Annotated in this window: 41 protein-coding genes; 40 read left to right on the top strand and 1 reads right to left on the bottom strand. The window is 44.8% G+C overall.

Going from position 1 to position 25,366, the window contains the following annotated elements; all coding sequences use genetic code 11:
• Window positions 1-127 precede the first annotated feature (127 nt).
• The 40 genes from MKZ09_RS30550 (at window position 128) to rpsI (ending at window position 24,060) form a co-directional block, all read left to right on the top strand.
• Window positions 128-379 carry a ribosomal L7Ae/L30e/S12e/Gadd45 family protein gene (locus MKZ09_RS30550; protein WP_038573459.1) on the top strand — a complete coding sequence of 84 codons (252 nt, stop codon included), beginning with the start codon at window positions 128-130 and terminating at the stop codon, window positions 377-379.
• Window positions 380-512: 133 nt separating this feature from the next.
• Window positions 513-932: a 30S ribosomal protein S12 gene (rpsL, locus tag MKZ09_RS30545; protein ID WP_036680518.1), complete on the top strand. Its 420-nt coding sequence runs from the start codon at window positions 513-515 to the stop codon at window positions 930-932.
• 45 nt (window positions 933-977) lie between these two features.
• Window positions 978-1,448, top strand: coding sequence for a 30S ribosomal protein S7 (rpsG, locus tag MKZ09_RS30540; protein ID WP_036680520.1), 471 nt, complete (start codon window positions 978-980; stop codon window positions 1,446-1,448).
• Between the two features lie 47 nt (window positions 1,449-1,495).
• Window positions 1,496-3,574, top strand: a complete 2,079-nt coding sequence (gene fusA, locus MKZ09_RS30535; protein WP_036680521.1) for an elongation factor G — start codon at window positions 1,496-1,498, stop codon at window positions 3,572-3,574.
• Window positions 3,575-3,683: 109 nt separating this feature from the next.
• The gene (gene tuf / locus MKZ09_RS30530) at window positions 3,684-4,874 is read left to right on the top strand and encodes an elongation factor Tu (RefSeq protein ID WP_036680523.1); all 1,191 of its coding nucleotides are present in this window, start codon (window positions 3,684-3,686) and stop codon (window positions 4,872-4,874) included.
• Window positions 4,875-5,134: 260 nt separating this feature from the next.
• Complete coding sequence (locus MKZ09_RS30525; RefSeq protein WP_076194814.1) at window positions 5,135-6,484, top strand: globin-coupled sensor protein; 1,350 nt, start codon at window positions 5,135-5,137, stop codon at window positions 6,482-6,484.
• Window positions 6,485-6,709: 225 nt separating this feature from the next.
• Window positions 6,710-7,018, top strand: a complete 309-nt coding sequence (gene rpsJ / locus MKZ09_RS30520) for a 30S ribosomal protein S10 (RefSeq protein WP_017692074.1) — start codon at window positions 6,710-6,712, stop codon at window positions 7,016-7,018.
• Between the two features lie 42 nt (window positions 7,019-7,060).
• Window positions 7,061-7,684 carry a 50S ribosomal protein L3 gene (gene rplC / locus MKZ09_RS30515; protein WP_036680532.1) on the top strand — a complete coding sequence of 208 codons (624 nt, stop codon included), beginning with the start codon at window positions 7,061-7,063 and terminating at the stop codon, window positions 7,682-7,684.
• Window positions 7,685-7,709: 25 nt separating this feature from the next.
• Window positions 7,710-8,333: a 50S ribosomal protein L4 gene (gene rplD, locus MKZ09_RS30510; protein WP_036680536.1), complete on the top strand. Its 624-nt coding sequence runs from the start codon at window positions 7,710-7,712 to the stop codon at window positions 8,331-8,333.
• Window positions 8,333-8,626, top strand: coding sequence for a 50S ribosomal protein L23 (rplW, locus tag MKZ09_RS30505; protein ID WP_036680537.1), 294 nt, complete (start codon window positions 8,333-8,335; stop codon window positions 8,624-8,626). The genes rplD and rplW overlap by 1 nt, the downstream gene beginning before the upstream one ends.
• 29 nt (window positions 8,627-8,655) lie before the next feature.
• On the top strand, window positions 8,656-9,486 hold the full coding sequence (rplB, locus tag MKZ09_RS30500; RefSeq protein ID WP_036680541.1) for a 50S ribosomal protein L2: 831 nt from the start codon (window positions 8,656-8,658) through the stop codon (window positions 9,484-9,486).
• A 76-nt stretch (window positions 9,487-9,562) separates the two neighbouring features.
• On the top strand, window positions 9,563-9,841 hold the full coding sequence (rpsS, locus tag MKZ09_RS30495; protein WP_036652940.1) for a 30S ribosomal protein S19: 279 nt from the start codon (window positions 9,563-9,565) through the stop codon (window positions 9,839-9,841).
• A gap of 33 nt (window positions 9,842-9,874) precedes the next feature.
• Complete coding sequence (gene rplV / locus MKZ09_RS30490) at window positions 9,875-10,207, top strand: 50S ribosomal protein L22 (protein ID WP_036680546.1); 333 nt, start codon at window positions 9,875-9,877, stop codon at window positions 10,205-10,207.
• 13 nt (window positions 10,208-10,220) lie between these two features.
• Window positions 10,221-10,886, top strand: a complete 666-nt coding sequence (rpsC, locus tag MKZ09_RS30485; RefSeq protein WP_038573452.1) for a 30S ribosomal protein S3 — start codon at window positions 10,221-10,223, stop codon at window positions 10,884-10,886.
• Window positions 10,887-10,888: 2 nt separating this feature from the next.
• Entirely contained in the window at window positions 10,889-11,323 is a 435-nt protein-coding gene (gene rplP / locus MKZ09_RS30480; RefSeq protein ID WP_036680552.1) for a 50S ribosomal protein L16, read from the top strand.
• On the top strand, window positions 11,313-11,510 hold the full coding sequence (gene rpmC / locus MKZ09_RS30475) for a 50S ribosomal protein L29 (RefSeq protein WP_019908232.1): 198 nt from the start codon (window positions 11,313-11,315) through the stop codon (window positions 11,508-11,510). Before rplP ends, rpmC begins: the two co-directional genes overlap by 11 nt.
• Before the next feature lie 43 nt (window positions 11,511-11,553).
• Window positions 11,554-11,820, top strand: coding sequence for a 30S ribosomal protein S17 (rpsQ, locus tag MKZ09_RS30470; RefSeq protein ID WP_036680554.1), 267 nt, complete (start codon window positions 11,554-11,556; stop codon window positions 11,818-11,820).
• A 38-nt stretch (window positions 11,821-11,858) separates the two neighbouring features.
• Window positions 11,859-12,227 carry a 50S ribosomal protein L14 gene (gene rplN / locus MKZ09_RS30465; protein ID WP_036680556.1) on the top strand — a complete coding sequence of 123 codons (369 nt, stop codon included), beginning with the start codon at window positions 11,859-11,861 and terminating at the stop codon, window positions 12,225-12,227.
• A 48-nt stretch (window positions 12,228-12,275) separates the two neighbouring features.
• Window positions 12,276-12,629 (top strand): 50S ribosomal protein L24, encoded by a 354-nt coding sequence (gene rplX, locus MKZ09_RS30460; RefSeq protein WP_076099615.1) that lies wholly within the window; start codon window positions 12,276-12,278, stop codon window positions 12,627-12,629.
• 31 nt (window positions 12,630-12,660) lie between these two features.
• Complete coding sequence (rplE, locus tag MKZ09_RS30455; RefSeq protein WP_036680558.1) at window positions 12,661-13,203, top strand: 50S ribosomal protein L5; 543 nt, start codon at window positions 12,661-12,663, stop codon at window positions 13,201-13,203.
• Window positions 13,204-13,252: 49 nt separating this feature from the next.
• Window positions 13,253-13,438 carry a type Z 30S ribosomal protein S14 gene (locus MKZ09_RS30450; RefSeq protein ID WP_013312154.1) on the top strand — a complete coding sequence of 62 codons (186 nt, stop codon included), beginning with the start codon at window positions 13,253-13,255 and terminating at the stop codon, window positions 13,436-13,438.
• Between the two features lie 32 nt (window positions 13,439-13,470).
• A complete protein-coding gene (gene rpsH / locus MKZ09_RS30445) occupies window positions 13,471-13,869 on the top strand; it encodes a 30S ribosomal protein S8 (protein ID WP_036680560.1) in 399 nt (132 codons plus the stop codon).
• 30 nt (window positions 13,870-13,899) lie between these two features.
• Window positions 13,900-14,442, top strand: a complete 543-nt coding sequence (rplF, locus tag MKZ09_RS30440) for a 50S ribosomal protein L6 (RefSeq protein ID WP_036680562.1) — start codon at window positions 13,900-13,902, stop codon at window positions 14,440-14,442.
• An 84-nt stretch (window positions 14,443-14,526) separates the two neighbouring features.
• Window positions 14,527-14,895: a 50S ribosomal protein L18 gene (gene rplR / locus MKZ09_RS30435; RefSeq protein WP_036680564.1), complete on the top strand. Its 369-nt coding sequence runs from the start codon at window positions 14,527-14,529 to the stop codon at window positions 14,893-14,895.
• 27 nt (window positions 14,896-14,922) lie between these two features.
• Window positions 14,923-15,420: a 30S ribosomal protein S5 gene (gene rpsE, locus MKZ09_RS30430; protein WP_036652980.1), complete on the top strand. Its 498-nt coding sequence runs from the start codon at window positions 14,923-14,925 to the stop codon at window positions 15,418-15,420.
• Between the two features lie 14 nt (window positions 15,421-15,434).
• Window positions 15,435-15,620, top strand: coding sequence for a 50S ribosomal protein L30 (rpmD, locus tag MKZ09_RS30425; protein ID WP_036680567.1), 186 nt, complete (start codon window positions 15,435-15,437; stop codon window positions 15,618-15,620).
• Window positions 15,621-15,660: 40 nt separating this feature from the next.
• Window positions 15,661-16,101, top strand: coding sequence for a 50S ribosomal protein L15 (gene rplO / locus MKZ09_RS30420; RefSeq protein ID WP_036680569.1), 441 nt, complete (start codon window positions 15,661-15,663; stop codon window positions 16,099-16,101).
• The gene (gene secY, locus MKZ09_RS30415; RefSeq protein WP_076105929.1) at window positions 16,101-17,399 is read left to right on the top strand and encodes a preprotein translocase subunit SecY; all 1,299 of its coding nucleotides are present in this window, start codon (window positions 16,101-16,103) and stop codon (window positions 17,397-17,399) included. Before rplO ends, secY begins: the two co-directional genes overlap by 1 nt.
• A gap of 96 nt (window positions 17,400-17,495) precedes the next feature.
• Window positions 17,496-18,140, top strand: a complete 645-nt coding sequence (locus tag MKZ09_RS30410) for an adenylate kinase (RefSeq protein WP_038573451.1) — start codon at window positions 17,496-17,498, stop codon at window positions 18,138-18,140.
• 4 nt (window positions 18,141-18,144) lie between these two features.
• Window positions 18,145-18,897 (top strand): type I methionyl aminopeptidase, encoded by a 753-nt coding sequence (gene map / locus MKZ09_RS30405; protein WP_076208227.1) that lies wholly within the window; start codon window positions 18,145-18,147, stop codon window positions 18,895-18,897.
• A gap of 11 nt (window positions 18,898-18,908) precedes the next feature.
• Entirely contained in the window at window positions 18,909-19,217 is a 309-nt protein-coding gene (locus MKZ09_RS30400) for a KOW domain-containing RNA-binding protein (protein WP_036680581.1), read from the top strand.
• A gap of 2 nt (window positions 19,218-19,219) precedes the next feature.
• Complete coding sequence (gene infA, locus MKZ09_RS30395) at window positions 19,220-19,435, top strand: translation initiation factor IF-1 (protein ID WP_036652996.1); 216 nt, start codon at window positions 19,220-19,222, stop codon at window positions 19,433-19,435.
• 53 nt (window positions 19,436-19,488) lie between these two features.
• Window positions 19,489-19,602, top strand: coding sequence for a 50S ribosomal protein L36 (gene rpmJ / locus MKZ09_RS30390; protein WP_003322638.1), 114 nt, complete (start codon window positions 19,489-19,491; stop codon window positions 19,600-19,602).
• A 19-nt stretch (window positions 19,603-19,621) separates the two neighbouring features.
• On the top strand, window positions 19,622-19,990 hold the full coding sequence (rpsM, locus tag MKZ09_RS30385) for a 30S ribosomal protein S13 (RefSeq protein ID WP_036680583.1): 369 nt from the start codon (window positions 19,622-19,624) through the stop codon (window positions 19,988-19,990).
• A 19-nt stretch (window positions 19,991-20,009) separates the two neighbouring features.
• Window positions 20,010-20,405 (top strand): 30S ribosomal protein S11, encoded by a 396-nt coding sequence (rpsK, locus tag MKZ09_RS30380; RefSeq protein ID WP_019908251.1) that lies wholly within the window; start codon window positions 20,010-20,012, stop codon window positions 20,403-20,405.
• 130 nt (window positions 20,406-20,535) lie between these two features.
• Window positions 20,536-21,480 (top strand): DNA-directed RNA polymerase subunit alpha, encoded by a 945-nt coding sequence (locus MKZ09_RS30375; RefSeq protein ID WP_036680585.1) that lies wholly within the window; start codon window positions 20,536-20,538, stop codon window positions 21,478-21,480.
• A gap of 34 nt (window positions 21,481-21,514) precedes the next feature.
• On the top strand, window positions 21,515-21,880 hold the full coding sequence (gene rplQ / locus MKZ09_RS30370; RefSeq protein WP_019908254.1) for a 50S ribosomal protein L17: 366 nt from the start codon (window positions 21,515-21,517) through the stop codon (window positions 21,878-21,880).
• Between the two features lie 317 nt (window positions 21,881-22,197).
• Complete coding sequence (gene truA, locus MKZ09_RS30365; protein WP_076138442.1) at window positions 22,198-22,980, top strand: tRNA pseudouridine(38-40) synthase TruA; 783 nt, start codon at window positions 22,198-22,200, stop codon at window positions 22,978-22,980.
• 229 nt (window positions 22,981-23,209) lie between these two features.
• Entirely contained in the window at window positions 23,210-23,647 is a 438-nt protein-coding gene (rplM, locus tag MKZ09_RS30360; RefSeq protein WP_036680589.1) for a 50S ribosomal protein L13, read from the top strand.
• 20 nt (window positions 23,648-23,667) lie between these two features.
• A complete protein-coding gene (gene rpsI / locus MKZ09_RS30355; RefSeq protein ID WP_025706574.1) occupies window positions 23,668-24,060 on the top strand; it encodes a 30S ribosomal protein S9 in 393 nt (130 codons plus the stop codon).
• 97 nt (window positions 24,061-24,157) lie between these two features.
• On the opposite strand, the gene MKZ09_RS30350 is transcribed toward rpsI, so the two are convergent.
• Window positions 24,158-25,354: a site-specific integrase gene (locus MKZ09_RS30350; protein WP_076208224.1), complete on the bottom strand. Its 1,197-nt coding sequence runs from the start codon at window positions 25,352-25,354 to the stop codon at window positions 24,158-24,160.
• Window positions 25,355-25,366 lie beyond the last annotated feature (12 nt).

Genomic DNA, 25,366 nt, shown 5'->3' with positions numbered 1-25,366 from the left:
AGTGTTCTGCTGTGTATAATTTCTATAAAAATTGTTGCTGAATTTCTTGACACCATCTATTGATAATGCTAAAATGTCTAAGGTGCGTGAGTAGCCATGTTATCCTTGTTCATTGGAGGTAAAGAGAATGACTGATGATAGAGGACTACAGGATGCTCAGGTCAAGATCGGTACCAAACAAACCGTCAAGGCGGTAGAGTTGGGCCTAGCCGCAGAAGTCTATGTGGCAGAGGACGGAGATCAAAGGCTTACTTCCAGGATAGTTTTGCTTTGTAACAAACAAGGTGTTAAGATCACATATGTGGATACGATGCTGAATTTGGGCAAGGCCTGCGGAATAGAAGTTGGCGCTGCGATGGCAGCCGTCTTAAAACAATAGCTACAGAAATGTTTTTGTACTGGGGTGAACACCAGCGGCAAGAACTTTTCATTTGTCTTTTTATGAACCGCCTGGGTCTGTGGGCTTAGAGTTCTTAAATCGACTATCATTTCAGGAAGGGGGTGGCAACAACATGCCAACAATTAACCAATTGGTTCGTAAAGGCCGTCAAGCCAAAATCGAAAAATCTAAATCTCCCGCTCTTCAAAAAGGGTATAACGCCCTCAAGCGTGAGGCTACAAATTTGAGCGCTCCGCAAAAACGCGGTGTGTGCACTCGTGTAGGCACAATGACTCCACGTAAACCAAACTCAGCGCTTCGTAAATATGCCCGTGTTCGTTTGACGAACCGTCTCGAGGTAACAGCTTATATCCCGGGTATCGGACATAACTTACAAGAGCACAGTGTTGTATTACTTCGCGGAGGTAAAGTAAAGGACCTTGCAGGGGTTCGTTACCATATCGTTCGTGGTGCTTTGGATACAGCAGGTGTAGCTAACCGGATGCAAGCTCGTTCTAAATACGGTGCAAAACGTCCTAAAGCTAAGAAATAAGATAACAATATCTGAATAATAAACATTTAAGAAAGGGGGATATCCATGCCACGCAAAGGTCCAGTTACAAAGAGAGACGTATTGCCAGATCCGTTGTATAATAGCAAGTTGGTTACTCGTTTGATTAACCGCATTATGCTGGGTGGTAAAAGAGGTGTCGCTCAAAGCATTCTGTACAATTCATTCAAATTGATTGAAGAACGTACGGGTAAAGATCCGATGGAAGTTTTCGAAGCTGCCATCAAGAATATCATGCCGGTTTTGGAAGTCAAAGCTCGTCGTGTCGGTGGTGCTAACTATCAAGTACCTATCGAGGTTAAACCAGAGAGACGTACTGCTCTGGGATTACGTTGGCTCGTAAACTACTCTCGCAACCGCGGTGAGAAGACTATGGAAGAGCGTTTGGCGGCTGAGATCATCGACGCTTCCAACAACACAGGCGCTTCTGTTAAGAAACGTGAAGATACACACAAAATGGCTGAAGCAAACAAAGCGTTCGCTCACTACCGTTGGTAGGATAAAGGTCATTCAAATAACTTATATTTTGAAGGGAGATCCATTTCATGGCTAGAGAGTTCTCCTTAAAAAATACACGTAACATCGGGATCATGGCGCATATTGATGCTGGTAAAACAACTACCACAGAGCGGATTCTTTTCTATACAGGCCGTACGCACAAAATCGGTGAAGTTCACGAGGGTGCTGCTACAATGGACTGGATGGAGCAAGAACAAGAGCGCGGAATCACGATTACGTCCGCTGCTACGACTGCTGCGTGGAAAGGTCACCGCATCAATATCATTGATACCCCAGGACACGTTGACTTCACTGTTGAAGTTGAACGTTCCCTGCGTGTATTGGATGGGGCAGTTGGTGTATTTAGTGCAAAAGAGGGCGTTGAGCCTCAGTCTGAAACCGTATGGAGACAGGCTGACCGTTATAACGTTCCCCGGATTGCATATGTAAACAAAATGGACATTATCGGTGCGGATTTCCTTAACGTAATCGAAACTATGCGTGATCGCCTTCAAGCCAATGCAGTTGCTATTCAATTGCCAATTGGTGCAGAAAGTGATTTCACTGGTATTATCGACCTAGTTGAGCAAAAAGCACACATGTTCAGAGATGATCTGGGCCAAAACATCGAAGTAACGGATATTCCGGAAGAATATTTGGCCAAAGTTGAGGAGCTGCGTCTCGAGTTGATCGAGAAAGTTGCTGAACTTGATGAGGATCTGACTATGAAGTATTTGGAAGGCGAAGAAATTACAATTCCGGAAATTAAAGCTGCAATTCGAAAAGGCGTAGTTGAAGTTAAATTGTTCCCTGTAATTGCTGGATCTTCCTACCGAAACAAAGGGATTCAGCTTATGCTGGATGCTGTTGTTGATTACTTGCCATCTCCTCTTGACGTTCCAGCTATTACTGGACATCTTGATGACGGTACAGAAGCTGTTCGTCACTCTTCGGATGAAGAACCGTTTGCAGCTTTGGCATTTAAAATCATGACAGACCCTTATGTTGGTAAACTTACGTTCTTCCGTGTTTACTCAGGCGTACTTGAGTCCGGATCATACGTAGTTAATGCAACTAAGAACAAGCGTGAACGTATTGGTCGTATCCTTCAAATGCATGCGAACAGCCGTCAAGAAATTTCCATCGTGTATTCTGGCGACATCGCAGCTGCTGTTGGTTTGAAAGATACCAGTACAGGTGATACACTGTGTGATGAGAAGAATCCAGTAATTCTGGAATCAATGAACTTCCCTGATCCAGTTATCGAGATCGCTGTTGAACCAAAAACTAAAGCTGACCAAGATAAAATGGGCGTTGCTCTCGGAAAGTTGACTGAAGAGGATCCAACTCTTCGTGCTCACACTGATGAAGAAACAGGCCAAACAATCCTGGCTGGTATGGGTGAACTTCACTTGGACATCATCATCGACCGTATGCGTCGTGAGTTCAAAGTAGAAACCAATGTGGGTAAACCACAGGTTGCTTACCGCGAAACGTTCAAGGCACCTGCTCGCGTCGAAGGTAAATTTGTACGCCAATCTGGTGGTCGTGGTCAATACGGTCACGTATGGGTTGAATTTGAACCCCTCGAACCAGGTACTGGTAGCAAATTCGAAAGTAAAGTTGTTGGTGGCTCGGTTCCTAGAGAGTACATCGCTCCTGCACTTGCGGGTATTGAAGAACAAATGAAAAACGGCGTACTTGCTGGCTTCCCGCTAGTAGACGTTAAAGCTACCATCGTAGATGGTTCTTATCATGATGTCGATTCCAACGAAATGGCATTTAAAATTGCCGGTTCGATGGCACTCAAAGCAGCTAAAGACAAGTGTAAGCCTGTCCTGCTTGAGCCAATCATGAAAGTAGAAGTAACTGTTCCTGAGGAATATATGGGTGATGTAATGGGTATGCTGAACTCCCGCCGTGGCCGTATCGAAGGTATGGATTCCCGTGGTGGAGCGCAAATTATCCGTGCTAAGGTGCCTCTTTCCGAAATGTTCGGATACTCTACAACACTTCGTTCTGGTACACAAGGACGTGGCGTATTCTCAATGGAGCTTTCTCACTATGAAGAAGTTCCTAAATCCATTGCGGAAGAGATCGCTGCAAAGAACAAAGGCGCTGAATAATTACCAGTTTTAACTTGCCGTCCCGGGTATAAACACTCAGTCATCTAAGATTACACGTATGCGGGCGGCTCAAATATAAGGAACCCCACATTAAGGAGGAACTGTTCAAATGGCAAAGGCAAAGTTTGAACGTAACAAACCGCACGTTAACATCGGTACTATTGGTCACGTCGACCATGGTAAAACGACTCTGACTGCTGCAATCACTACTGTATTGTCCAAAACTTACGGTGGCGCAGCTATCGCATTCGATCAAATCGACAAAGCTCCTGAAGAGCGCGAACGTGGTATCACAATCTCCACTTCCCACGTTGAATATGAAACTCCTAACCGTCACTACGCTCACGTAGACTGCCCTGGTCACGCCGACTATGTTAAAAACATGATCACTGGCGCAGCGCAAATGGACGGAGCTATCCTGGTTGTATCCGCAGCTGATGGCCCAATGCCACAAACTCGCGAGCACATCCTGTTGTCCCGTCAAGTAGGCGTTCCTTACATCGTTGTCTTCTTGAACAAATGCGACATGGTTGAAGACGAAGAGTTGTTGGAATTGGTTGAAATGGAAGTTCGCGACTTGCTTAGCGAGTATGACTTCCCAGGCGACGATACTCCAATCATCCGTGGTTCTGCTCGTGAAGCTCTGCAAAACCCAGATGGCGATTACGCTAAAAAAATCATCGAAATGTTTGAAACAATCGATGAGTACATTCCACTTCCTGAGCGTCAAACTGACAAGCCTTTCTTGATGCCTGTCGAAGACGTATTCTCCATCACTGGCCGCGGTACTGTGGCAACTGGTCGCGTAGAACGCGGAACAGTTAAAGTCGGAGAAGAAATCGAAATCGTTGGTATTCACGAAGATACTAAGAAATCCGTAGTTACGGGCGTAGAAATGTTCCGTAAATTGCTGGATTCCGCTCAAGCTGGGGACAACATCGGAGCATTGCTTCGTGGTGTTGACCGTAACATGATCGAGCGTGGCCAAGTATTGGCTAAGCCGAACTCCGTTAAACCACACACTGAGTTCACTGCTCAAATTTACGTTCTGACAAAAGAAGAAGGTGGCCGTCACAAGCCTTTCTTCACTGGATACCGTCCACAGTTCTACTTCCGTACAACTGACGTAACTGGTATCATCAACTTGCCAGAAGGTACTGAAATGGTTATGCCTGGTGATAACATCTCCGTAACCGTACAACTGATCTCCCCAATCGCTATTGAAGAAGGTACTAAATTCTCCATTCGCGAAGGTGGCCGTACAGTTGGTGCTGGTAGCGTAGCTTCTATCCAAAAATAATAATTCGACTTCTATCTGCGGGTAGATTCCGAATTACAAACACCCCTGATTCTTCTTGCGGAGAATCAGGGGCTTTTTTGTTTTTTTCTGAGAAAGATTTAATATTCGACACCAATTGATAATAAAGCATAACAATATGATCTTTTTCTACATAATTCGCCAAAATACAACAATCAATTGTTTACAATTATACTAATGATAGAGTAAAATGAAGGAGGAATAATAATGTAAAATAATAGGAATTGTGGGAGAGTGGTAATATGGGGAAATGTCCTTTTTCCTTCATGCATGCGTTAAATGCACGTAATAATAATGTAGATTCTCCTGCCTCTCATTCCTTAGACTTCAAGGATCAGAATCATTCTGTGGCAGAGTCTTTTCATAAGCTGGAGGGACATGGTGAGCTTAACGAGCAGATGAGAATGATTGATCTAACTGAAGCAGATTTGAACTTACTACGCAGGGTGAAACCTGTTGTTGAGCAGAATATAGACTATATCATTGATCAATTTTACAATTCGGTATTAGGCGTAAATAAACTTGAAGCTATTATTTTAGAGCATAGCAGTATAGAGAGGTTGAAAACTACTCTTCGTGGTCATATTCTAGAGATTTTTAATGGAAAGGTTGATGATGAGTACATAGCAAAGCGTCTAATGATCGCTAATATTCATAAAAAAGTAGGGCTTGAGCCTAAATGGTACTTATCTGCTTTTCAGAATCTTCAGAACGTATTTATACGCGTTATATATAATGAAACAAACGATGATAATACACGCCTTCGAGTGGTTCAGACCGTGACCAAGCTCCTTAACCTTGAGCAGCAGCTGGTTCTAGAAGAATATGAGAAGGAGAACATAAAAGAGAAGGAAGAGCAATATTTATTGGTGAAAAATGAATTAAAACAAAAAATTTCAGAGTTTAGCGTTGAATTGATAGATTATAGCATCGATACTAATGCTGCTGTGAAACAGCTAGTGGCAAGCAGCAATGAAGTAAGTAGAACATTCCAACGTACGGCTGCATCCGCTCTGGAGTCACAGGGATTAGCTACAGATGGTCATGAACACTTGGGTGATTTGACTGAGCAAATTAATCTTATATATCAGACCACCAGTGAGATGGAAGACTCGATCATTGAGTTAAGCGATTCCTCTAAGCAAATTCAAAAAATTGTGAACTCAGTAAGGGAAATTGCCGATCAGACTAAAATCCTCTCACTTAATGCAACGATTGAAGCCGCTAGAGCCGGTGAGCATGGTAGAGGTTTTAGTGTGGTTGCTCAAGAAGTTAGCCGGCTTGCAGAGGATACTAAGAGTACTGTAATTCAGATCGTAGAGCTAACAAATAAATCAGGTCTACTCACTCAGCAGGTTGTAGAAGAGATTCGTAAGGTGCAGGAGTTAACTAAGAATGGGAAGCACCAATCAGTCGAGACTAGTCTTTTGTTCTCTGATATTGTAGATGCTATGCGTAGCAGTACACAGGAGATTGTAATAGTGGAAGAAGAAATAAGAACCTTAATCCAAACCATTGAGGGGATCGGAACGGCGACGGCTCAGACTGCTTCCTCCGCAGAGTTTTTTAAGTCTGCCACAGAGAATCTTTAACATATATATAGTAGAAGAACAGCGCATGAAAAAAATATGCGTTGTTTTTCTATTTTCGCTTGCAATACTGCTGCCTATTATATATAATAATAAATGTTGTTCTGAGACGTTGCGATGATGTGAGAGGTTACTGACACACCCGGCCCCTTTGCCATGGGGACGAGGTCAGAAAATTTTCACGGAGTATGTCCGATACCAAATTGGGCGATAGAAGGAGGGACTAAAATGGCAAAGCAAAAAATTCGTATTCGCTTGAAAGCATACGACCACAGAATTCTTGATCAATCCGCTGAGAAGATTGTTGAAACAGCAAAACGTTCGGGTGCAGGTGTGTCCGGGCCGATTCCGTTACCAACTGAGAAGCAAATCATTACTATTCTCCGTGCGGTACACAAGTACAAGGATTCCCGTGAACAGTTTGAACAACGGACTCACAAACGTTTGATCGATATTGTGAACCCAACACCACAAACTGTGGATGCCTTGATGCGCTTGGATCTACCGTCCGGTGTAGATATCGAAATCAAATTGTAATTCTATTTTAAGTAATTTAGGAAAAGAAAAGAGGTGTCAACATTGAAAGGTATCTTAGGAAAAAAACTCGGTATGACTCAAGTGTTTACTCCAGAAGGTAACGTAATTCCTGTTACTGTTATCGAAGCAGGACCTTGTGTAGTACTGCAAAAGAAAGACCTGAATATCGACGGATATGAAGCAGTGCAATTGGGCTTTTCTGATAAAAAAGAAAAACGCTCCAATAAGCCTGAACAGGGTCACGCCAAAAAGGCAAATGCAACACCTAAGCGCTACGTTCGTGAAATTCGCGGTGTTGATCTCGGGTCTCTCGAGGTTGGACAAGAGCTGAAGGCTGATATCTTTGCTGAGGGCGAATTTGTTGACGTAACTGGTACATCTAAAGGTAAAGGTTTCCAAGGTAACATCAAACGTTGGGGACAAAGCCGCGGACCAATGGCACACGGATCGCGTTACCACAGAAGACCGGGTTCCATGGGTTCTATCCAAGCTAACCGTGTTCCTAAGGGCAAACGCCTTCCAGGACATATGGGTCATACGACTATTACGGTTCAAAAGCTTGAAATTATCAAGGTTGATGTTGAACGTAACGTATTGCTGGTTAAAGGCGCTATCCCAGGTCCTAAAAACAGCTTCGTGAAAGTTAAACAAACCGTTAAGAAATAATTATTGAAGAAAGGAGGAACATGAAATGCCAAAAGTAACACTTTTTAATATTAGTGGCAACGAAGTTGGTGAAGTGGAACTGAGCGATACAGTATTCGGTATTGAACCGAATGAGCACGTTCTACATGAAGCTGCGCTTATGCAAAGAGCTTCCCTACGTCGTGGTACACACAAAGTAAAAGGACGTTCTGAAGTTCGTGGCGGTGGACGTAAACCTTGGAAACAAAAAGGTACAGGTCGCGCTCGTCAAGGCTCCATTCGTTCTCCACAATGGAAAGGCGGCGGCGTTGTCTTCGGACCAACACCACGTAGCTATTCCTGGAAACTGCCTAAGAAGGTTCGTCGTTTGGCGATCAAATCCGCTTTGTCCTCGAAAGTACTCGAGAATGACATTATCGTATTGGATAGCTTGACAATGAATGCTCCGAAGACGAAAGAATTCGCAGCAATCTTGAACAACCTGAAAGTAGATCGTAAAGCGTTGATCGTAGCTACTAGCTATGATGATAACGTAGCACTTTCCGCTCGTAACATCCCTGGGGTGAAATTCGTAGCGGCTGACGGCATTAATGTTCTTGACGTACTGACGTACGACAAACTGATCATCACTAAAGAAGCAGTTCTGAAGGTAGAGGAGGTGTTCGCGTAATGAAAGATCCTCGTGATATTATCAAACGTCCGGTGATTACGGAACGTACTTCCGACTACATGAGCGAAATGAAATACGCTTTTGAAGTGGATATCCGTGCTAACAAAACCGAAATCAAAAAAGCTGTCGAGGCTATTTTCAAAGTAAAAGTAACTAATGTGAACACAATGCGTGTACCTGGCAAACTGAAACGTTATGGTAAATATTCTGGTTACACTCCAGAGTGGAAAAAAGCCATCGTTAAGCTTAGCCCGGACAGCAAACCGCTTGAATTTTTTGAAGCGGTAGAATAATACTCTGTTGAAGTAAGGAGGGAACTACAGTGCCAATCAAAAAGTACAAACCGACCTCTCCGGCAAGACGCGCTATGTCCGTGTCTACGTTTGAAGAAATTACAACAAACCAGCCAGAGAAATCGTTGCTTTCTCCGCTGTTCAAACATGCGGGACGCAACAACCAAGGTAAAATTACGGTTCGTCACCATGGCGGCGGACATAAACGTAAATACCGTATTATCGACTTCAAGCGGACTAAAGACGGCATACCAGGTAGCGTTGCTACAATCGAGTATGACCCGAACCGCACATCTAATATTGCTTTGATCCACTATGCTGATGGAGAGAAACGTTATATCATCGCTCCTAAAGGTCTAAGAGTTGGGGATAAAGTAGAGTCCGGTCCTGCGGCCGACATCAAAATTGGTAACAGTCTTCCACTGGAAAACATTCCAGTAGGTACAGTTATCCACAACATTGAGTTGAAACCAGGTAAAGGCGGACAATTGGTTCGCGCAGCTGGTACAGAAGCTCAATTGCTTGGTAAAGAAGAAAAATACTGTTCCGTTCGTTTGTCATCCGGTGAGGTTCGCAAGATCCTTAGCGTATGCCGTGCAACTATCGGTTCCGTAGGTAACGAAGATCACGAATTGATCAAAATCGGTAAAGCTGGACGTAGTCGCTGGCTCGGCCGTCGTCCTGAAGTTCGCGGGGTAGTAATGAACCCTAACGATCACCCACACGGTGGTGGTGAAGGTCGCGCTCCAATCGGACGTAAATCGCCAATGTCTCCATGGGGCAAACCAACCCTTGGTTACAAAACGCGTAAGAAAAACAAGGCATCTGATAAATATATCGTTCGCCGCCGCACTAAATAAGACGCTTCTGGCAAGTTAATAAAGCGCGAAGCGTCGATTCGCGGTTTGAAGAACCGGATGAAGGGAGGATTCACACATGGGTCGCAGTTTAAAGAAGGGGCCGTTTATTGATGGCTACCTGCTTAAAAAAGTTGAGGAACTGAACGAGGCTGAGAAAAAGGTTGTAGTTAAAACTTGGTCCCGTCGCTCAACCATTTTCCCTCAGTTTATCGGACATACGTTTGGTGTATATGACGGCCGTAAACACGTGCCTGTATACGTAACAGAAGATATGGTAGGTCACAAGTTGGGCGAGTTCGCGCCAACACGTACTTACAAAGGCCACGCGGGTGACGATAAGAAAACAAGAAGATAATAATAAGGTCTCTGTTTGAAAGGAGGTTAAACAATGGAAGCAAAAGCACATGCAAGATCGGTGCGAATTTCCGCTCGTAAAGCGAAACTGGTTGTTGACTTGATTCGCGGTAAGCAAGTGGGGGAAGCAATTGCTATTCTTCGCCACACTCCGAAATCCGCTTCTCCGGTCGTTGAAAAGTTGCTTAATTCGGCAATTGCGAATGCTGAGCATAACTATTCTTTGGACGTGAACAGTTTGTTCGTTAGCGAGGTTTTCGTTAACCAAGGACCTACTATGAAACGTTTCCGTCCGCGCGCCATGGGCCGCGCAAGTCGGATCAATAAACGCACGAGCCACATTACACTGGTGGTATCTGAGAAATAAGGAGGGATAACACGTGGGTCAAAAGGTAAATCCAATCGGACTCCGAATCGGTATTATTCGCGATTGGGAATCTAAATGGTATGCAGGAAAAGATTTCGGTACTCTTCTGATGGAAGACGTCAAAATCCGGGAATACCTTAAAGGCAAATTGAAGGATTCCGCTGTTTCCCATATCGAGATCGAAAGAGCGGCTAGCCGCGTGAACGTTACAATTCATACAGCTAAACCAGGTATGGTTATTGGTAAAGGCGGAGCAGAAGTAGAAGTACTTCGCAGCGCAGTTACAGCAATCGCTGGTGGCAAAAAAGTACACATCAACATCAATGAAATCAAGCACCCTGAATTGGATGCAATTCTTGTAGCTGAGAGCATTGCTCAACAATTGGAACGTCGTGTATCGTTCCGTCGTGCCCTCAAACAAGCGATTCAAAGAACTATGCGTTCTGGCGCAAAAGGGATTAAAACTCAAGTGGGCGGACGTCTTGGCGGAGCTGAGATTGCTCGTTCAGAAGGTTATAGCGAAGGAACAGTTCCACTTCATACGCTTCGTGCCGATATCGATTACGGAACGGCTGAAGCACATACAACTTACGGCCTTATCGGCGTAAAAGTATGGATCTACCGTGGAGAAGTTCTTCCCCCAGCTAAGAAACAAGCTGCTCAGGAAGGAGGCAACTAATCATGTTGGTACCAAAACGCGTAAAACACCGCAAGCAACAACGCGGACACATGAAGGGTATGGCAAAAGGCGGTACTGAATTGAACTTCGGCGAATTTGGCCTGGTTGCACTTGAACCGTCTTGGATCACTAACCGTCAGATCGAAGCTGCTCGTATCGCGATGACACGTTATATCAAACGTGGCGGTCAAGTTTGGATCAAGATTTTCCCAGATAAACCTATTACTCAAAAGCCTCTCGAGGTTCGTATGGGTAGTGGTAAAGGTAATGTTGAGAAATGGGTAGCCGTAGTTAAACCGGGCAAGATTATGTTCGAACTCGGAGGCGTGTCGGAAGAAATCGCTCGTGAAGCGATGCGTCTTGCCGCTCACAAGCTGCCTGTAAAGACTAAGTTTGTGAAACGTGAAGAATTGGGTGGTGAAGCAAATGAAAGCTAATGAACTTCGCAACTTAACCACTGCTGAGATTGAACAAAAGATCGCTGGATTCAAAGAGGAACTTTTTAATCTCCGTTTTCAATTGGCAACTGGCCAATTGGACAACCCAACTCGGATTCGTGACGTGCGTAAGGAAATAGCTCGTGCTAAAACCGTGATCCATCAAAGAGTGCTTGGGATTAGTTAAGTGAGACGGATCGCAGATCCGTATTCAGGAAGGAGGCTAACTAATGAGTGAAGAACGTAATGCACGTAAAGTGCTAATCGGTAAAGTGGTCAGTGATAAAATGGATAAAACCATCGTAGTTGCTGTTGAAACCTATAAGAAACACAATTTGTACCACAAACGCATCAAGTCTACGAAGAAATTCAAAGCACATGATGAGGGAAATGTTGCAAAGATTGGCGATACCGTAAAACTCATGGAAACTCGTCCGTTGTCTAAGGACAAACGTTGGAGACTAGTTGAAGTGGTAGAAGCAGCGGTTATCATCTAAGATAATCAAGAGAGTTTTTCCGGAAGGAGGAAATTATAATGATTCAACCATTTACACGTTTGCATGTGGCTGACAACTCTGGTGCGAAGGAACTGATGTGTATCCGCGTACTGGGTGGTACTGGACGCCGTACAGCAGCAATCGGTGATTTGATCGTTTGTTCCGTTAAACAAGCAACACCAGGCGGCGTTGTCAAAAAAGGTGATGTTGTTAGAGCGGTAGTTGTTCGTACGAAACGTTCCGTTCGTCGTAAAGATGGATCTTACATCGCATTCGACGAAAACGCAGCTGTTGTTGTTAAAGACGACAGAAGCCCTCGTGGAACACGTATCTTTGGACCAGTTGCTCGCGAACTTCGCGATAAAGACTACATGAAGATCGTTTCCTTGGCACCGGAAGTTATCTAATAAACACGGCACCAATAAGTTGAAGGTTAGTTATAGGAGGTGTAATAAATGCCTAGAGTGAAAAAAGTTCTGGAATCCCATAACAATAAACTGCACGTGAAGAAAGATGACGTGGTGCTTGTGATTAGTGGTAAAGACAAAGGCAAAAAAGGCCGTGTCATCGCTGCTTATCCTCGTGAAAACCGCGTTCTGGTAGAAGGCGTCAATATGGTGAAAAAACACCAAAAGCCAAACCAGCTGAATCCACAGGGTGGAATTATTGAGCAGGAAGCTTCGATTCATGTGTCCAACGTAATGCACATCGATCCGAAGACCGGCAAAGTAACCCGTATCGGTTACAAAGTTTTGGACAATGGTAAAAAAGTTCGGATTGCTAAAAGATCCGGAGAGATTATCGACTAATCTAGCCCTTAAGAAAGGAGGTTAAATCTTCATGGCAGCAAGAATGAAAGAACGTTTTCTTAACGAAATTACACCTGCTTTGATGCAGAAGTTTAACTATACAACTGTTATGCAAGTGCCTAAGATCGAGAAGGTTGTCATCAACATGGGTGTGGGTGACGCTGTTCAAAACTCCAAAGTACTTGATGCTGCAGTTAATGACATGCAGTTGATCGCTGGTCAAAAACCAGTAATCACTAAAGCTAAAAAATCCATCGCTGGTTTCAAACTACGCGAAAATATGCCGATTGGGGTTAAAGTAACACTGCGCGGAGAGCGTATGTATTACTTCTTGGACAAATTGTTCAACGTAACACTTCCACGTGTACGTGACTTCCGTGGTGTTTCCACTAAAGCCTTTGACGGCCGTGGTAACTACACACTTGGTCTTAAAGAACAATTGATCTTCCCCGAGATCGAATATGACAAAGTGGATAAAGTCCGCGGTATGGACATCGTTATTGTAACGACTGCTAAGACGGACGAGGAATCCCGCGAGCTGCTGGGTCAGCTGGGAATGCCTTTCGCAAAATAAAGTCGGTTAATCCATTTTCTCCGAAAATGTTTAGGAGGTGTCAGGCTAAGTGGCAAAAACTTCGATGAAAGTTAAACAACAACGTACGCCTAAGTTTAAAGTACGTGCATATACACGTTGCGAACGTTGTGGTCGTCCACATTCGGTACTGCAAAAGTTCAAAATTTGCAGAATTTGTTTCCGTGAATTAGCTTATAAAGGCCAGATCCCTGGCGTGAAAAAAGCAAGTTGGTAAGAAGTTTATAAACGGGAAGGAGGTTTACACACATGACTATGTCTGATCCTATTGCAGATATGCTTACTCGTATTCGTAACGCTAACATTGTGCGTCACGAGACGGTAGAAATGCCTGCTTCTACTATGAAGAAACAAATCGCTGACATTTTGAAGCGTGAAGGTTTCATCCGCGATGCGGAATTCGTTGAAGATAGCAAACAAGGGATTATCCGTATCTTCTTGAAATACGGCCCTAACCAAGAGCGTGTTATTTCTGGTTTGAAAAGAATCAGTAAACCAGGCCTTCGCGTATACACGAAGAGCAATGAAGTGCCTCGTGTACTCGGTGGTCTAGGAATCGCGATTATCTCCACATCTAAGGGAGTTATGACCGACAAAGAAGCTCGTCAATCAAAATCTGGCGGAGAAGTTGTCTGCTACATTTGGTAATAAACGTCACAAGATAAGGAGGTGCAACACATGTCTCGTATTGGTCGCAAACCAATCGCAGTACCTAGCGGTGTAGATGTCACTTTGGACAACGCCGTTATTACAGTAAAAGGTCCAAAAGGTTCTTTGACTCGTGAGCTTCATAAAGACATGAAGGTTACAGTTGAAAATAACGAAATTACCGTTGTTCGCCCGTCGGATAACAAATTGCATCGTTCACTTCACGGCACAACCCGCTCCGTTGTCAACAACATGGTAGCAGGTGTGACTGAAGGTTTCTCGAAATCTCTGGAACTGGTTGGGGTCGGATATCGTGCAAGCAAATCCGGAGATAAAATCGTTCTGAACGTTGGTTATTCCCACCCGGTTGAAATTACACCGGAAGCTGGTATCGAGTTCGAAGTTCCTGCGAACACGAAGATCATCGTTAAAGGTATCGATAAAGAACGCGTTGGCGCATACGCTGCTAAAATCCGTTCCGTTCGTGAACCAGAACCGTATAAAGGTAAAGGTATCAAATATGAAGGCGAGCGTATCATCCGCAAAGAAGGTAAAGCTGGTAAGAAGAAATAACCAGTTTAAACTTAATTGTAAGATACCCCGTGCATCTTAAAGTGAAGCTGTTTACGGCAAACTGAAGGGAGTGAAAGGGAAGTCATGATTACAAAAGAAGATAAAAACAAGGCTCGTCTCAAAAGACACCTGCGTGTTCGTAAGAAGATCCAGGGAACTACTGAGCGTCCACGTTTGAACGTATTCCGTTCTTCGAAACACATCTACGCTCAACTGATCGATGATGTTAAAGGGGTTACTATCGTATCCGCTTCTACACTTGATAAAGATCTGAGCGCTAACATCGGTAATGGCGGCAGCGTTGAAGCTGCAGCGAAAGTTGGCCAATTGGTCGCTGAGCGTGCCAAAGAAAAAGGATATGCAGTGGTCGTATTCGACCGCGGAGGTTACTTGTACCATGGACGGATTCAAGCATTGGCTGATGCAGCTCGTGAAGCTGGTCTTGAATTCTAGAATAATTCTTAAAAGGAGGTTAACGACTTGCGTGTAGATCCGAACAGTTTAGAACTGACAGAAAGAGTTGTACACATTAACCGTGTTGCAAAAGTTGTAAAAGGCGGACGCCGTTTCAGCTTTAGTGCACTTGTTGTTGTGGGCGACGGCAACGGCTACGTCGGTGCTGGTATCGGTAAAGCCGGCGAAGTTCCGGATGCCATCCGTAAAGGCATTGAAGACGCCAAGAAAAACCTGATTCACATCCCAATCGTAGGAACTTCGATTCCCCATCTCGTTACTGGACACTTCGGTGCAGGACGCGTGTTGCTGAAACCAGCATCAGAGGGTACTGGCGTTATCGCTGGCGGTCCAGTTCGTGCGGTATTGGAATTGGCAGGCGTTGGCGACATTTTGACAAAATCACTGGGTTCTTCGAATTCCATGAACATGGTCAATGCAACTTTGGAGGGACTTTCCCGTCTGAAACGCATTGAAGAGGTCGCGAAACTTCGCGGCAAATCTGTCGAAGAATTGCGCGGTTAAGGAGGGGAACGTCAATGGCAAAATTGCAAATTACCCTCGTACGTAGTGTAATCGGACGTCCAGAAACACAACGTGTTACTGTTAAGACGCTCGGCCTGCGTAAACTCAACACGACAGTGGTTCACAATGACAGTCCTGCAATTCGCGGAATGATCAATAAAGTGAGTCACTTGCTATCTGTAACTGAAATTGAAGGCTAATCGCCTCGCATAAATTAACAAACATAAGGAGGTGCAAACGATGAAGTTACATGAACTTGCTCCAGCTCCTGGTTCCCGCAAAGAACGCAATCGCGTTGGTCGTGGTCCTAGTAGCGGAAATGGTAAAACTTCCGGTCGCGGTCACAAAGGTCAAAACTCACGTTCTGGCGGTGGTGTTCGTCCGGGCTTCGAGGGTGGACAAAATCCGCTCTATCGTCGTCTGCCTAAACGTGGTTTCGTCAATCCTACCCGTAAAGAGTATGCGATTGTGAACCTGGAAGATCTGAATAGCTTTGCAGAAGGAACTGAAGTGACTCCGCAGTTGTTGCTTGAAACTGGTGTTGTCAAGAATTCCAAAAGCGGCATCAAGATTCTCGGCAACGGTGAGTTGACCGTAAAATTGACTGTACAAGCAAATAAGTTCTCTCAATCTGCGGTAGAGAAAATCGAGGCTGCCGGCGGTAAAACCGAGGTGATCTAATGTTCAAGACGCTTAAGAATATCTGGCATGTTGAAGATTTGCGCAAAAAGATCCTGTTTACCTTGTTCATTCTGATTATCTACCGTATCGGTTCGTTTGTTCCGGTTCCTGGTGTGAACAAAGATGTACTGCAAACAGCAAATCAGAGCGGTGACGCTTTGATGGGACTCTTGAACACCTTTTCGGGCGGAGCGCTCAAAAACTTCTCGATATTTGCGATCAGTATTTACCCGTACATTACAGCATCCATCATCGTGCAATTGCTGTCGATGGATGTTGTTCCTAAGTTTGCTGAATGGGCTAAACAAGGGGAGCACGGGAAAAAACAATTGGCGCAAATCACTCGTTACGGTACAGTGATATTAGCCCTGATCCAAGGTTTTGCTACGTCGATAGGGTTTAACCGGATTTATGGAACTCAAATGATGCCGAATGCGACATTTGCTGATTACTTGCTGGTTGCCATTATCTTGACGGCGGGTACTTCTTTCTTGATGTGGCTTGGTGAACAGATTACCGAAAAGGGAATCGGGAACGGGATTTCGATCCTGATTTTTGCGGGAATCGTCGCCGCCATTCCGGGGTATATCACAAGTACGGCTAACTCAAGTTTTATTCAGCCGGATCAGGTGTTCCTGAATATTCTTAAAGTCGTTATCGTGCTGATTGTGATTGTAGCGATTATTACAGCAGTTATCTTCGTACAGCAAGGTATTCGGAAGATTCCTGTTCAATACGCTAAACGCGTAGTCGGCAATAAAATGTACGGTGGACAGAATACACATATCCCATTGAAAATTAATGCGGCAGGTGTAATTCCGGTAATCTTCGCCGTATCATTGCTTCAGTTCCCAGTTGTTCTCTCCAGTTTCTGGTCAACACATGCCTGGGCACAATGGATTACCAAATATTTGGCAACCGATGCTCCGCTTGGTATGCTTCTGTATGTAGTGATGATCATCGGGTTCACGTTCTTCTATACGTTCGTGCAGATGAATCCTCAACAGATGGCCGATAACATGAAGAAGAATGGTGGTTACATCCCAGGTATCCGTCCTGGTAAAGCTACAGAGAAATATCTGACTAGAGTAATGTCTCGTTTGACTATGTCAGGCGCGTTGTTTCTGGCTTTGATCTCTGTACTACCGATGTTCTTCGGTGCTATATCTGGATTGCCCAAAGAAGTTCGAATTGGTGGCACTGCGCTGCTTATCGTAATCGGTGTGGCATTGGATACTATGAAGCAGATCGAGAGCCATTTGATCAAACGCCATTACAAAGGCTTCATCAATAAATAGGTGATAGGTTCCGGTGAAGCTTAAGTTTTTATTCTTCCCGGCACCTATTATGCTGTTTCTTGCTTGGTGGCGAACTTTTGGGGGGAGAGAGAAATCGTGAACATTTTATTCATGGGCCCTCCTGGGGCAGGCAAGGGAACACAAGCGGCAGAAATCGTTAAAGAATTTGGTATTCCTCATATTTCGACAGGAGATGCTTTCCGTTTGGCAATCAAACAGGAAACTCCGGTAGGATTGAAGGCCAAATCATTTATAGATCAAGGTTTGCTTGTACCAGATGATGTGACCATTGGGATAGTCGAAGAACGGCTGCAGCAGTCCGATTGCGAAAAAGGATTTCTATTGGATGGTTTTCCAAGAACTCTTTCGCAAGCGGAAGCGCTGGATGATATTCTTAGCCGTTTGAACACTTCTTTGGATCATGTCATCAACTTGAATGTTGACCGTGGATTGCTAATGGCGCGTCTTACTGGACGTCGTATCTGCAGCGTTTGCGGAGCATCCTACCATTTAATCTTCAACCCGCCGAAGCAAGATGGCATTTGCGACATTGATGGCGGTGAATTATATCAACGTCCGGATGACAACGAAGAAAGTGTAGGCAAGCGCCTGGATGAGTATGATAATAAAACAGCGCCGCTGCTTGCGTTTTATGATAATAAAGGTCTTTTGCGTCAGGTAAACGGGGAAAACGAAATTAATGTCGTTACTTCTGAAATCGTGTCTTTAATGCGGGGTTAATGTAATGATCATTTGTAAATCCGAACAGGAACTTGCCTTTATGAGGGAAGCTGGTCGAATTGTTGCCGAGAGTCACCGTCTTATTGCTCAGGCCATTCAACCTGGCATTACAACGGGCGAGCTCGACAGAATCGCCGATCAATACATTCGCAGTCAAGATGCTGTGCCGTCTTTCAAAGGCTACAACGGTTTTCCTGCCAGCATTTGCGCTTCAGTCAACGAACAATTGGTGCATGGATTTCCAGGTAAACGTAAACTGATCGAAGGCGATATTGTTACGCTGGATATCGGTGCAGAGTACCGCGGTTATCACGGTGATTCCGCCTGGACCTACGGTGTGGGCAGCATTTCCGAAGAGGCTCAGCGTTTGCTGGACGTTACGGAAGGCTCCTTGTACGCGGGACTGGCGTTAGTTAAGCCGGATGTGCGCTTGTTTACAATCTCCCATGCTATTCAGCAATACATCGAAGAGGCTGGTTTCTCAGTCGTACGTGAGTATGTTGGTCATGGTATTGGGGCAAAACTGCATGAAGAACCGCAAATTCCGAATTATGGCATAGCGGACCGCGGACCACGTCTGAAACCGGGTATGGTGCTCGCGATTGAGCCGATGGTAAACGCAGGAAAGAGACATGTCAGAACACTGGAAGATAACTGGACTGTCGTTACGGTTGATGGCTCACTATGTGCTCACTTCGAGCATACAGTAGCAGTTACTCCGGACGGCATGGAAATTTTCACAAAACTGAATGCGTAGGTGATCTCCTCTTGAATACTGTGAGCAGCCCGCAGGTTGGTCAATTAGTGAGAATTCTCAAAGGCAAAGATGCCGGAGAGGCAGCCGTTGTTATCGCAGTTGTTGATAGCAGATTTGTATACATTGCAGATGGAGACAAACGTAAGTTTGATGGGCCAAAGAAGAAGAATATTCTTCATCTTGAGCTCATACCCTTCATCAGCAGTGAGGTTGTGGACAGTTTGAAGGAAACTGGGCGGGTAACAAACGGAAAGCTGCGATTCGCAGTCATGAAGTATGCTGGACCCACCGGAATAAGTGCTGATGAGAAAGGAGACTAACTGTGGCTAAGGAAGATGTCATTGAAGTAGAAGGTACTGTCCTTGAACCGTTGCCAAACGCAACGTTTAAGGTTGAGCTTGAGAACGGTCATCAAATACTTGCCCATGTATCCGGTAAATTGCGGATGCACTTTATCCGTATTTTGACCGGAGACAAAGTGGTCGTGCAGTTATCGCCTTATGATTTATCAAAAGGTCGTATAACTTACCGTAAATAGATGGGAACTACGAAAAAAGTTTTGCTTCGCAAAACTTTGAGGAGGTAATTAACATGAAGGTAAGACCTTCTGTAAAGCCCATTTGCGAGAAATGTAAAGTAATCCGCCGCAAAGGGACTGTTATGGTGATTTGCGAAAATCCGAAACACAAACAAAAACAAGGTTAAGAAGGGGGTGTAGCGTAAAATGGCTCGTATAGCTGGAGTGGATTTGCCACGTGACAAACGCGTTGAGATCGCCTTGACTTATATTTTCGGAATCGGTAAAACGACTTCTCAGAAAATTCTTAATGAAACAGGCATTAGCGCTAATACACGTGTCCGTGATTTGACGGAAGATGAAGTCAGCAAACTGCGTGAAACGATCGACAAAACGGTTAAGGTTGAAGGTGACCTGCGTCGTGAAATTTCCTTAAATATTAAACGTCTTACTGAGATCGGCTGTTACCGCGGTGTTCGCCACCGTCGTGGATTGCCTGTTCGCGGTCAACGTACTAAAACGAATGCCCGTACCCGGAAAGGCCCGCGTCGTACGGTAGCAAACAAAAAGAAATAATAAGGGGGGATAAGAGACAATGGCTAAACCGAAAAAAGTCGTACGTACCAAACGTCGCGACCGTAAAAATATCGAATCCGGCGTGGCACATATTCGTTCCACGTTCAACAACACCATCGTTACCATCACGGATCCTCACGGAAATGCAATTTCCTGGGCAAGCTCCGGCGGCCAAGGATTTAAAGGTTCCCGTAAGTCCACTCCATTCGCAGCGCAAATGGCAGCTGAATCAGCAGCTAAAGCAGCTATGGAGCACGGCATGAAGTCGGTTGAGGTTATGGTTAAAGGACCGGGCGCGGGCCGCGAAGCAGCCATCCGTTCCCTTCAAGCTGCAGGGCTTGAAGTTAACCTTATTAAAGACGTAACTCCGGTTCCTCACAATGGATGCCGTCCGCCTAAGCGTCGTCGCGTATAGTGAAATCAGTATTGTGAATGTGGTATAATTCTGACGCATCTGCTAATAATAGGTGTTTAGGCATACTACATGATGCACCTGATGGGGTGACAGTTTCATATAGGAGCGACGTTGAAGGAGGGGTAAACTCGTGATAGAAATCGAAAAGCCGAAGATTGAGACCGTAGAAGCTAATGATGAAGGTACCTATGGGAAATTCGTAGTTGAACCGCTGGAACGTGGGTATGGCACGACTCTGGGGAACTCGCTTCGCCGGATATTGCTTTCTTCGCTTCCAGGAGCCGCAGTGACTTCGGTCCAAATTGACGGCGTTCTGCATGAGTTCTCGACCGTTCCAGGCGTAATGGAAGATGTGACGGAAATCATTCTGAACCTTAAAGCCTTGTCTCTGAAGATTCATTCAGACGAGGAAAAAGTGTTCGAGATTGATGCTGAAGGGGAAGGCATCGTTACCGCAGGTGATATCCGTGCGGACAGCGATGTTGAGATCCTCAATCCGGATCTTCACATTGCAACGCTGGGACCTGGTGCGAGACTTCATATGCGTATTTTTGCAGGCCGTGGTCGCGGCTATGTCCAAGCGGACCGGAACAAACGTGACGATCAGCCAATTGGTGTTATTCCAGTTGACTCCATCTACACTCCAATTTCACGCGTTAACTACGGCATAGACAATACACGTGTTGGTCAAGTGACTAACTACGACAAATTGACGCTTGAAATTTGGACAGATGGAAGTATCAGACCGGAAGAGGCTGTAAGCCTCGGAGCCAAAATTTTGAACGAGCACCTCGTTCTGTTCGTAGGTCTTACGGACGAAGCGAAAGACGCCGAAATTATGGTTGAAAAAGAAGAAGACAAAAAAGAAAAAGTACTTGAGATGACAATCGAAGAGCTTGATCTTTCTGTTCGTTCCTACAACTGCCTCAAACGTGCTGGTATTAATACCGTACAAGAGCTTACCACGAAGACTGAAGAAGATATGATGAAGGTGCGTAACCTTGGTCGCAAATCTTTGGAAGAAGTTCAGGAAAAGCTTGAGGAACTTGGTTTGGGTCTCCGCACAGAAGAATAGCTGCAGATTGCTTTAGTAAAGGAGGGAAAACACAATGGCATACCAAAAATTGGGCCGTGATTCCAGTGCGCGTAAAGCGTTATTTCGCGACATGGTAACGGATCTGTTTTTATACGAGCGCATCCAAACAACGGAAGCTAAAGCGAAAGAAGTTCGTTCTATCGCTGAAAAGCTGATCACTAAAGCTAAAAAAGGTGATCTTCATGCTCGTCGTCAAGTAGCTGCATTTGTTCGCCGCGAGACTGTTGATGGTGAACAAGATGCAATTCAAAAATTGTTCTCTGACATTGCTCCTCGTTACACTGAGCGTCCAGGTGGATACACTCGTATCCTTAAACTAGGACCTCGTCGTGGCGACGCTGCGCCTATGGTTTATCTTGAATTGGTAGACCGCGCGTAGTATCACAAGTATTGATTTCCGATGCTTCCCTTTCATCCAGCCCTCTTTGGAGTAAAGATGGGGGAAATATCAGCGTTATTGTGCTGCAGAGGCGCAAGACTCTGCTGTACTAATAACCGTGGGAATCACCTTGGTTCAATTGAAGGAGCTCCCGCAGGGGCTCTTTTTTTTGAAATTAAGGATCCTATAGGACTTGTAGTTCTATATATGAAAAATGGATGCCGTCCTTTCAGGGACGGCGAAGCCATTTCTTCAAATAGAAGATCAGACAGTGCTTCGATCGACGTTCTGCTGACCGGTTTAAAAAGGAGAACGGAATGCGTAATCTATTGATGAAGGTCAATTATGACGGAACGAATTATGATGGCTTTCAGACCCAGCCTCAGGGCAATACGATTCAGGATCGGCTGGAGCAAGCCATACTCCATCTGACAGGTGAGAAGCTTAAGATTACTGCTTCAGGCCGTACAGATGCCGGAGTACATGCCTATGGCCAGCCTTTTAACTTTACAACCTCCTCCCGAATCCCAACTGAACGTTGGTGTCTAGCGCTTAATGCCCGACTGCCACAAGACATCGTGGTTACAGAGGCTAGGGAAGTTCCGCTAACGTTTCACTCTCGTAGAGGGGCTAAGCGTAAAACTTACCGATACACGATTAATGGCAACAGGTTTCCAGATCCGTTTCAACGGCGCTGGCAGCTTCACCATCCAGTGAAGTTGGATATTCCTGCGATGCAGCAAGGCTTAACGCAAATTATAGGGACACATGACTTCACTTCGTTTGCATCACGACGGTCTACGAAGACTTCTCATGTACGAACGATCTTTGAAGCTCATATGGAAGTAGATCGCAGGATGTGCCGACCCTCTTCATCAGATCAAGGAGTTATCCATACTTATATAACGGGTAGTGGATTTCTTCAGCACATGGTTCGCATTATTATGGGGACTTTGATCCATGTGGGGGAAGGTAAAATACCTGCTGATAAGGTTGCTGAAATATTGGCAGCATGTGATCGATCACATGCTGGTCCAACAGCTGTGGCCATGGGGTTAGCTTTGTGGAGTGTTGAATATGACGAGATTGAAAGTGAATAGTTTTTTCTATAAATTTCTTCCTAATTAATAGGCTAAATGTTTAAAAATCACTTGCACTTGTTATGTTTATACTGTAATATAAAAGTTGTGTTTTCTTGATGGCTATCCCACAGCCCCGATCAGGAAAATGCCAAAAAAATGCTTTGCTTAACTCACATAATCGTAATTCAATGAGAAACAAGATATACGAAACAGAAGATTTTCGTACGAGAACAAGGAGGAAACATTCATGCGTACCACCTATATGGCGAAGCCGAACGAAGTTGAACGCAATTGGCACATTATTGATGCCGAAGGCAAAACACTCGGTCGTTTGGCCAGCGAAGCCGCTGCTTTGATCCGTGGCAAACACAAACCGCAATTCACTCCACACGTTGATACAGGAGATTTCGTTATCGTAATCAACGCTGAGAAAATTCACTTGACCGGTAAGAAATTGCAAAACAAAAAATACTACCGTCACTCGATGCACCCAGGTGGTTTGAAAGTTACTAATGCTGAAACTCTGCTGAATACTAAACCAGAACGCGTAATTGAATTCGCGGTTCATGGTATGATTCCTAAGACTCGTCAAGGGGACCACATGAAGCTGAGATTGAAAGTATATGCAGGCGCCGAGCATCCACATGCAGCACAAAAACCTGAAGTTTACGAACTTCGCGGATAAGAATAGAGGAGGACAGTTTCATGGCACAAGTACAATACTATGGGACAGGTCGTCGTAAACATTCGGTAGCACGTGTTCGCCTTGTACCGGGTGAAGGACGCATTGTCATTAACAAACGTGAGATGGACGAATATTTCGGTGTGGAAACACTGAAAATGATCGTAAAACAACCTTTGAACCTGACTGAAACACTGGGCAACTACGATGTAATCGTTCTTGCACATGGTGGCGGCATTTCCGGTCAAGCTGGAGCAATTCGTCACGGTATCTCCCGTGCATTGCTTAAAGTTGACCCTGAATATCGCGGTGCATTGAAGAAAGCCGGCTTCCTGACTCGTGACCCACGTATGAAGGAACGTAAGAAATACGGCTTGAAGGCTGCACGTCGTGCGCCTCAGTTCTCGAAACGTTAATATGCCTTGTATATCAAGGAATTTCAGCCCTTGGCCTTTATGGTCAAGGGCTTTAATTTTGCCCACAAAAAGAGTCGTGACCATATTTTGACCATATTTATACTTCCTGACCATTTGTGACCACATCAGAACCCGTAATTTGTTCGTCAAGCTCCATGAATTTTTCAAAGCGGTCAGCTGTTTTCTCTTTCGCCGATTTGGTTACGTGCGTATATATGTTCATGGTCATTTTAATATCTGAGTGACCCAAGCGCTCCTGCACTTCCTTAATGCTTGCTCCAGCCTCAAAGAGTAGTGAAGCATGGGTATGGCGCAAGCCGTGGACTGTGACAGGGTGGAGCTTGTGTGAACGGATGATCTCAGCAAGCTTGTCGTTAGGGTAGGCTAAACGAATAGGCGTGTCATCTTCTCGTGCGAAAATTAAACGATCATCTTTTGTGCCAATGGGTGTTACAATGCCTCTGTTTTGCTCTGAGCGGCGTTTTCTCAGTAACCCCAAAGTTGTATCGTCTAAACTAAGAACACGGCGTGAGGCAGCTGTTTTGGAGGTCAGGGACATAAAGCCTGTCTTATCCTGAAACAAAGTCTTGTTCAATGAAAGATGTTTATTCTTAAAGTCAATATCATTCCAGCGAAGTGCCAAAATCTCCCCCTTGCGTGCACCAGTGTAGATCAGTAAGTGAAACATTAAATGATCTCTCTGTGAGCATTCCGTTTTCGCTACACCAAGAAATTTTTTTATCTCATGCTTCTCCCAAAAATTTCGCTCCATACCGTCCTCATCTGCCAGATGGTCAATTTCCTTCATGGGGATTACCACACCTTTCATGGGGTTGGTTGTCCGAATGTCCATGCGGATCGCATACTCGAAAATCTGATTGGCATACATCTTCATGTTATCTATTGTTTTGATTTCCTTCGCCATTTTATTAATGACTTCTTGACAATAAGAGCGGGTGATATCTCGCATCTTGATTGCCCCAAAGTGAGGGAGCAACTGCCGCTTAAATTTAGACAAGACGGCTTTTTTTGTGCTGGGCTTAAAGTTGGGGGAATTGGTTTCGTACCATTGTTCATAGACTTGTTGGAATGTCGTAATTTTGTCTTGGGAAACAAATGATCCGTCAGCAACTTCTCTTTCTGTTTGGGCAGCGTCTAATTGAGCTTCCTTCTTTGTTTTAAATCCTCGTTTGGTTGAGGGCTTTTTCTTACCTGTTTCAGGGTTGATCTCACCATAATACTTGTACAACCAACGCACACCGTCTTTTGTATTGTACTTCTGGAAGCTGGCCAAAGTAATTCCTCC

Source organism: Paenibacillus sp. FSL R5-0908 (genome assembly GCF_038006245.1).
Classification (GTDB): domain Bacteria; phylum Bacillota; class Bacilli; order Paenibacillales; family Paenibacillaceae; genus Paenibacillus_AQ; species Paenibacillus_AQ odorifer.
This window is presented reverse-complemented; position numbering and strand designations above follow the sequence as displayed.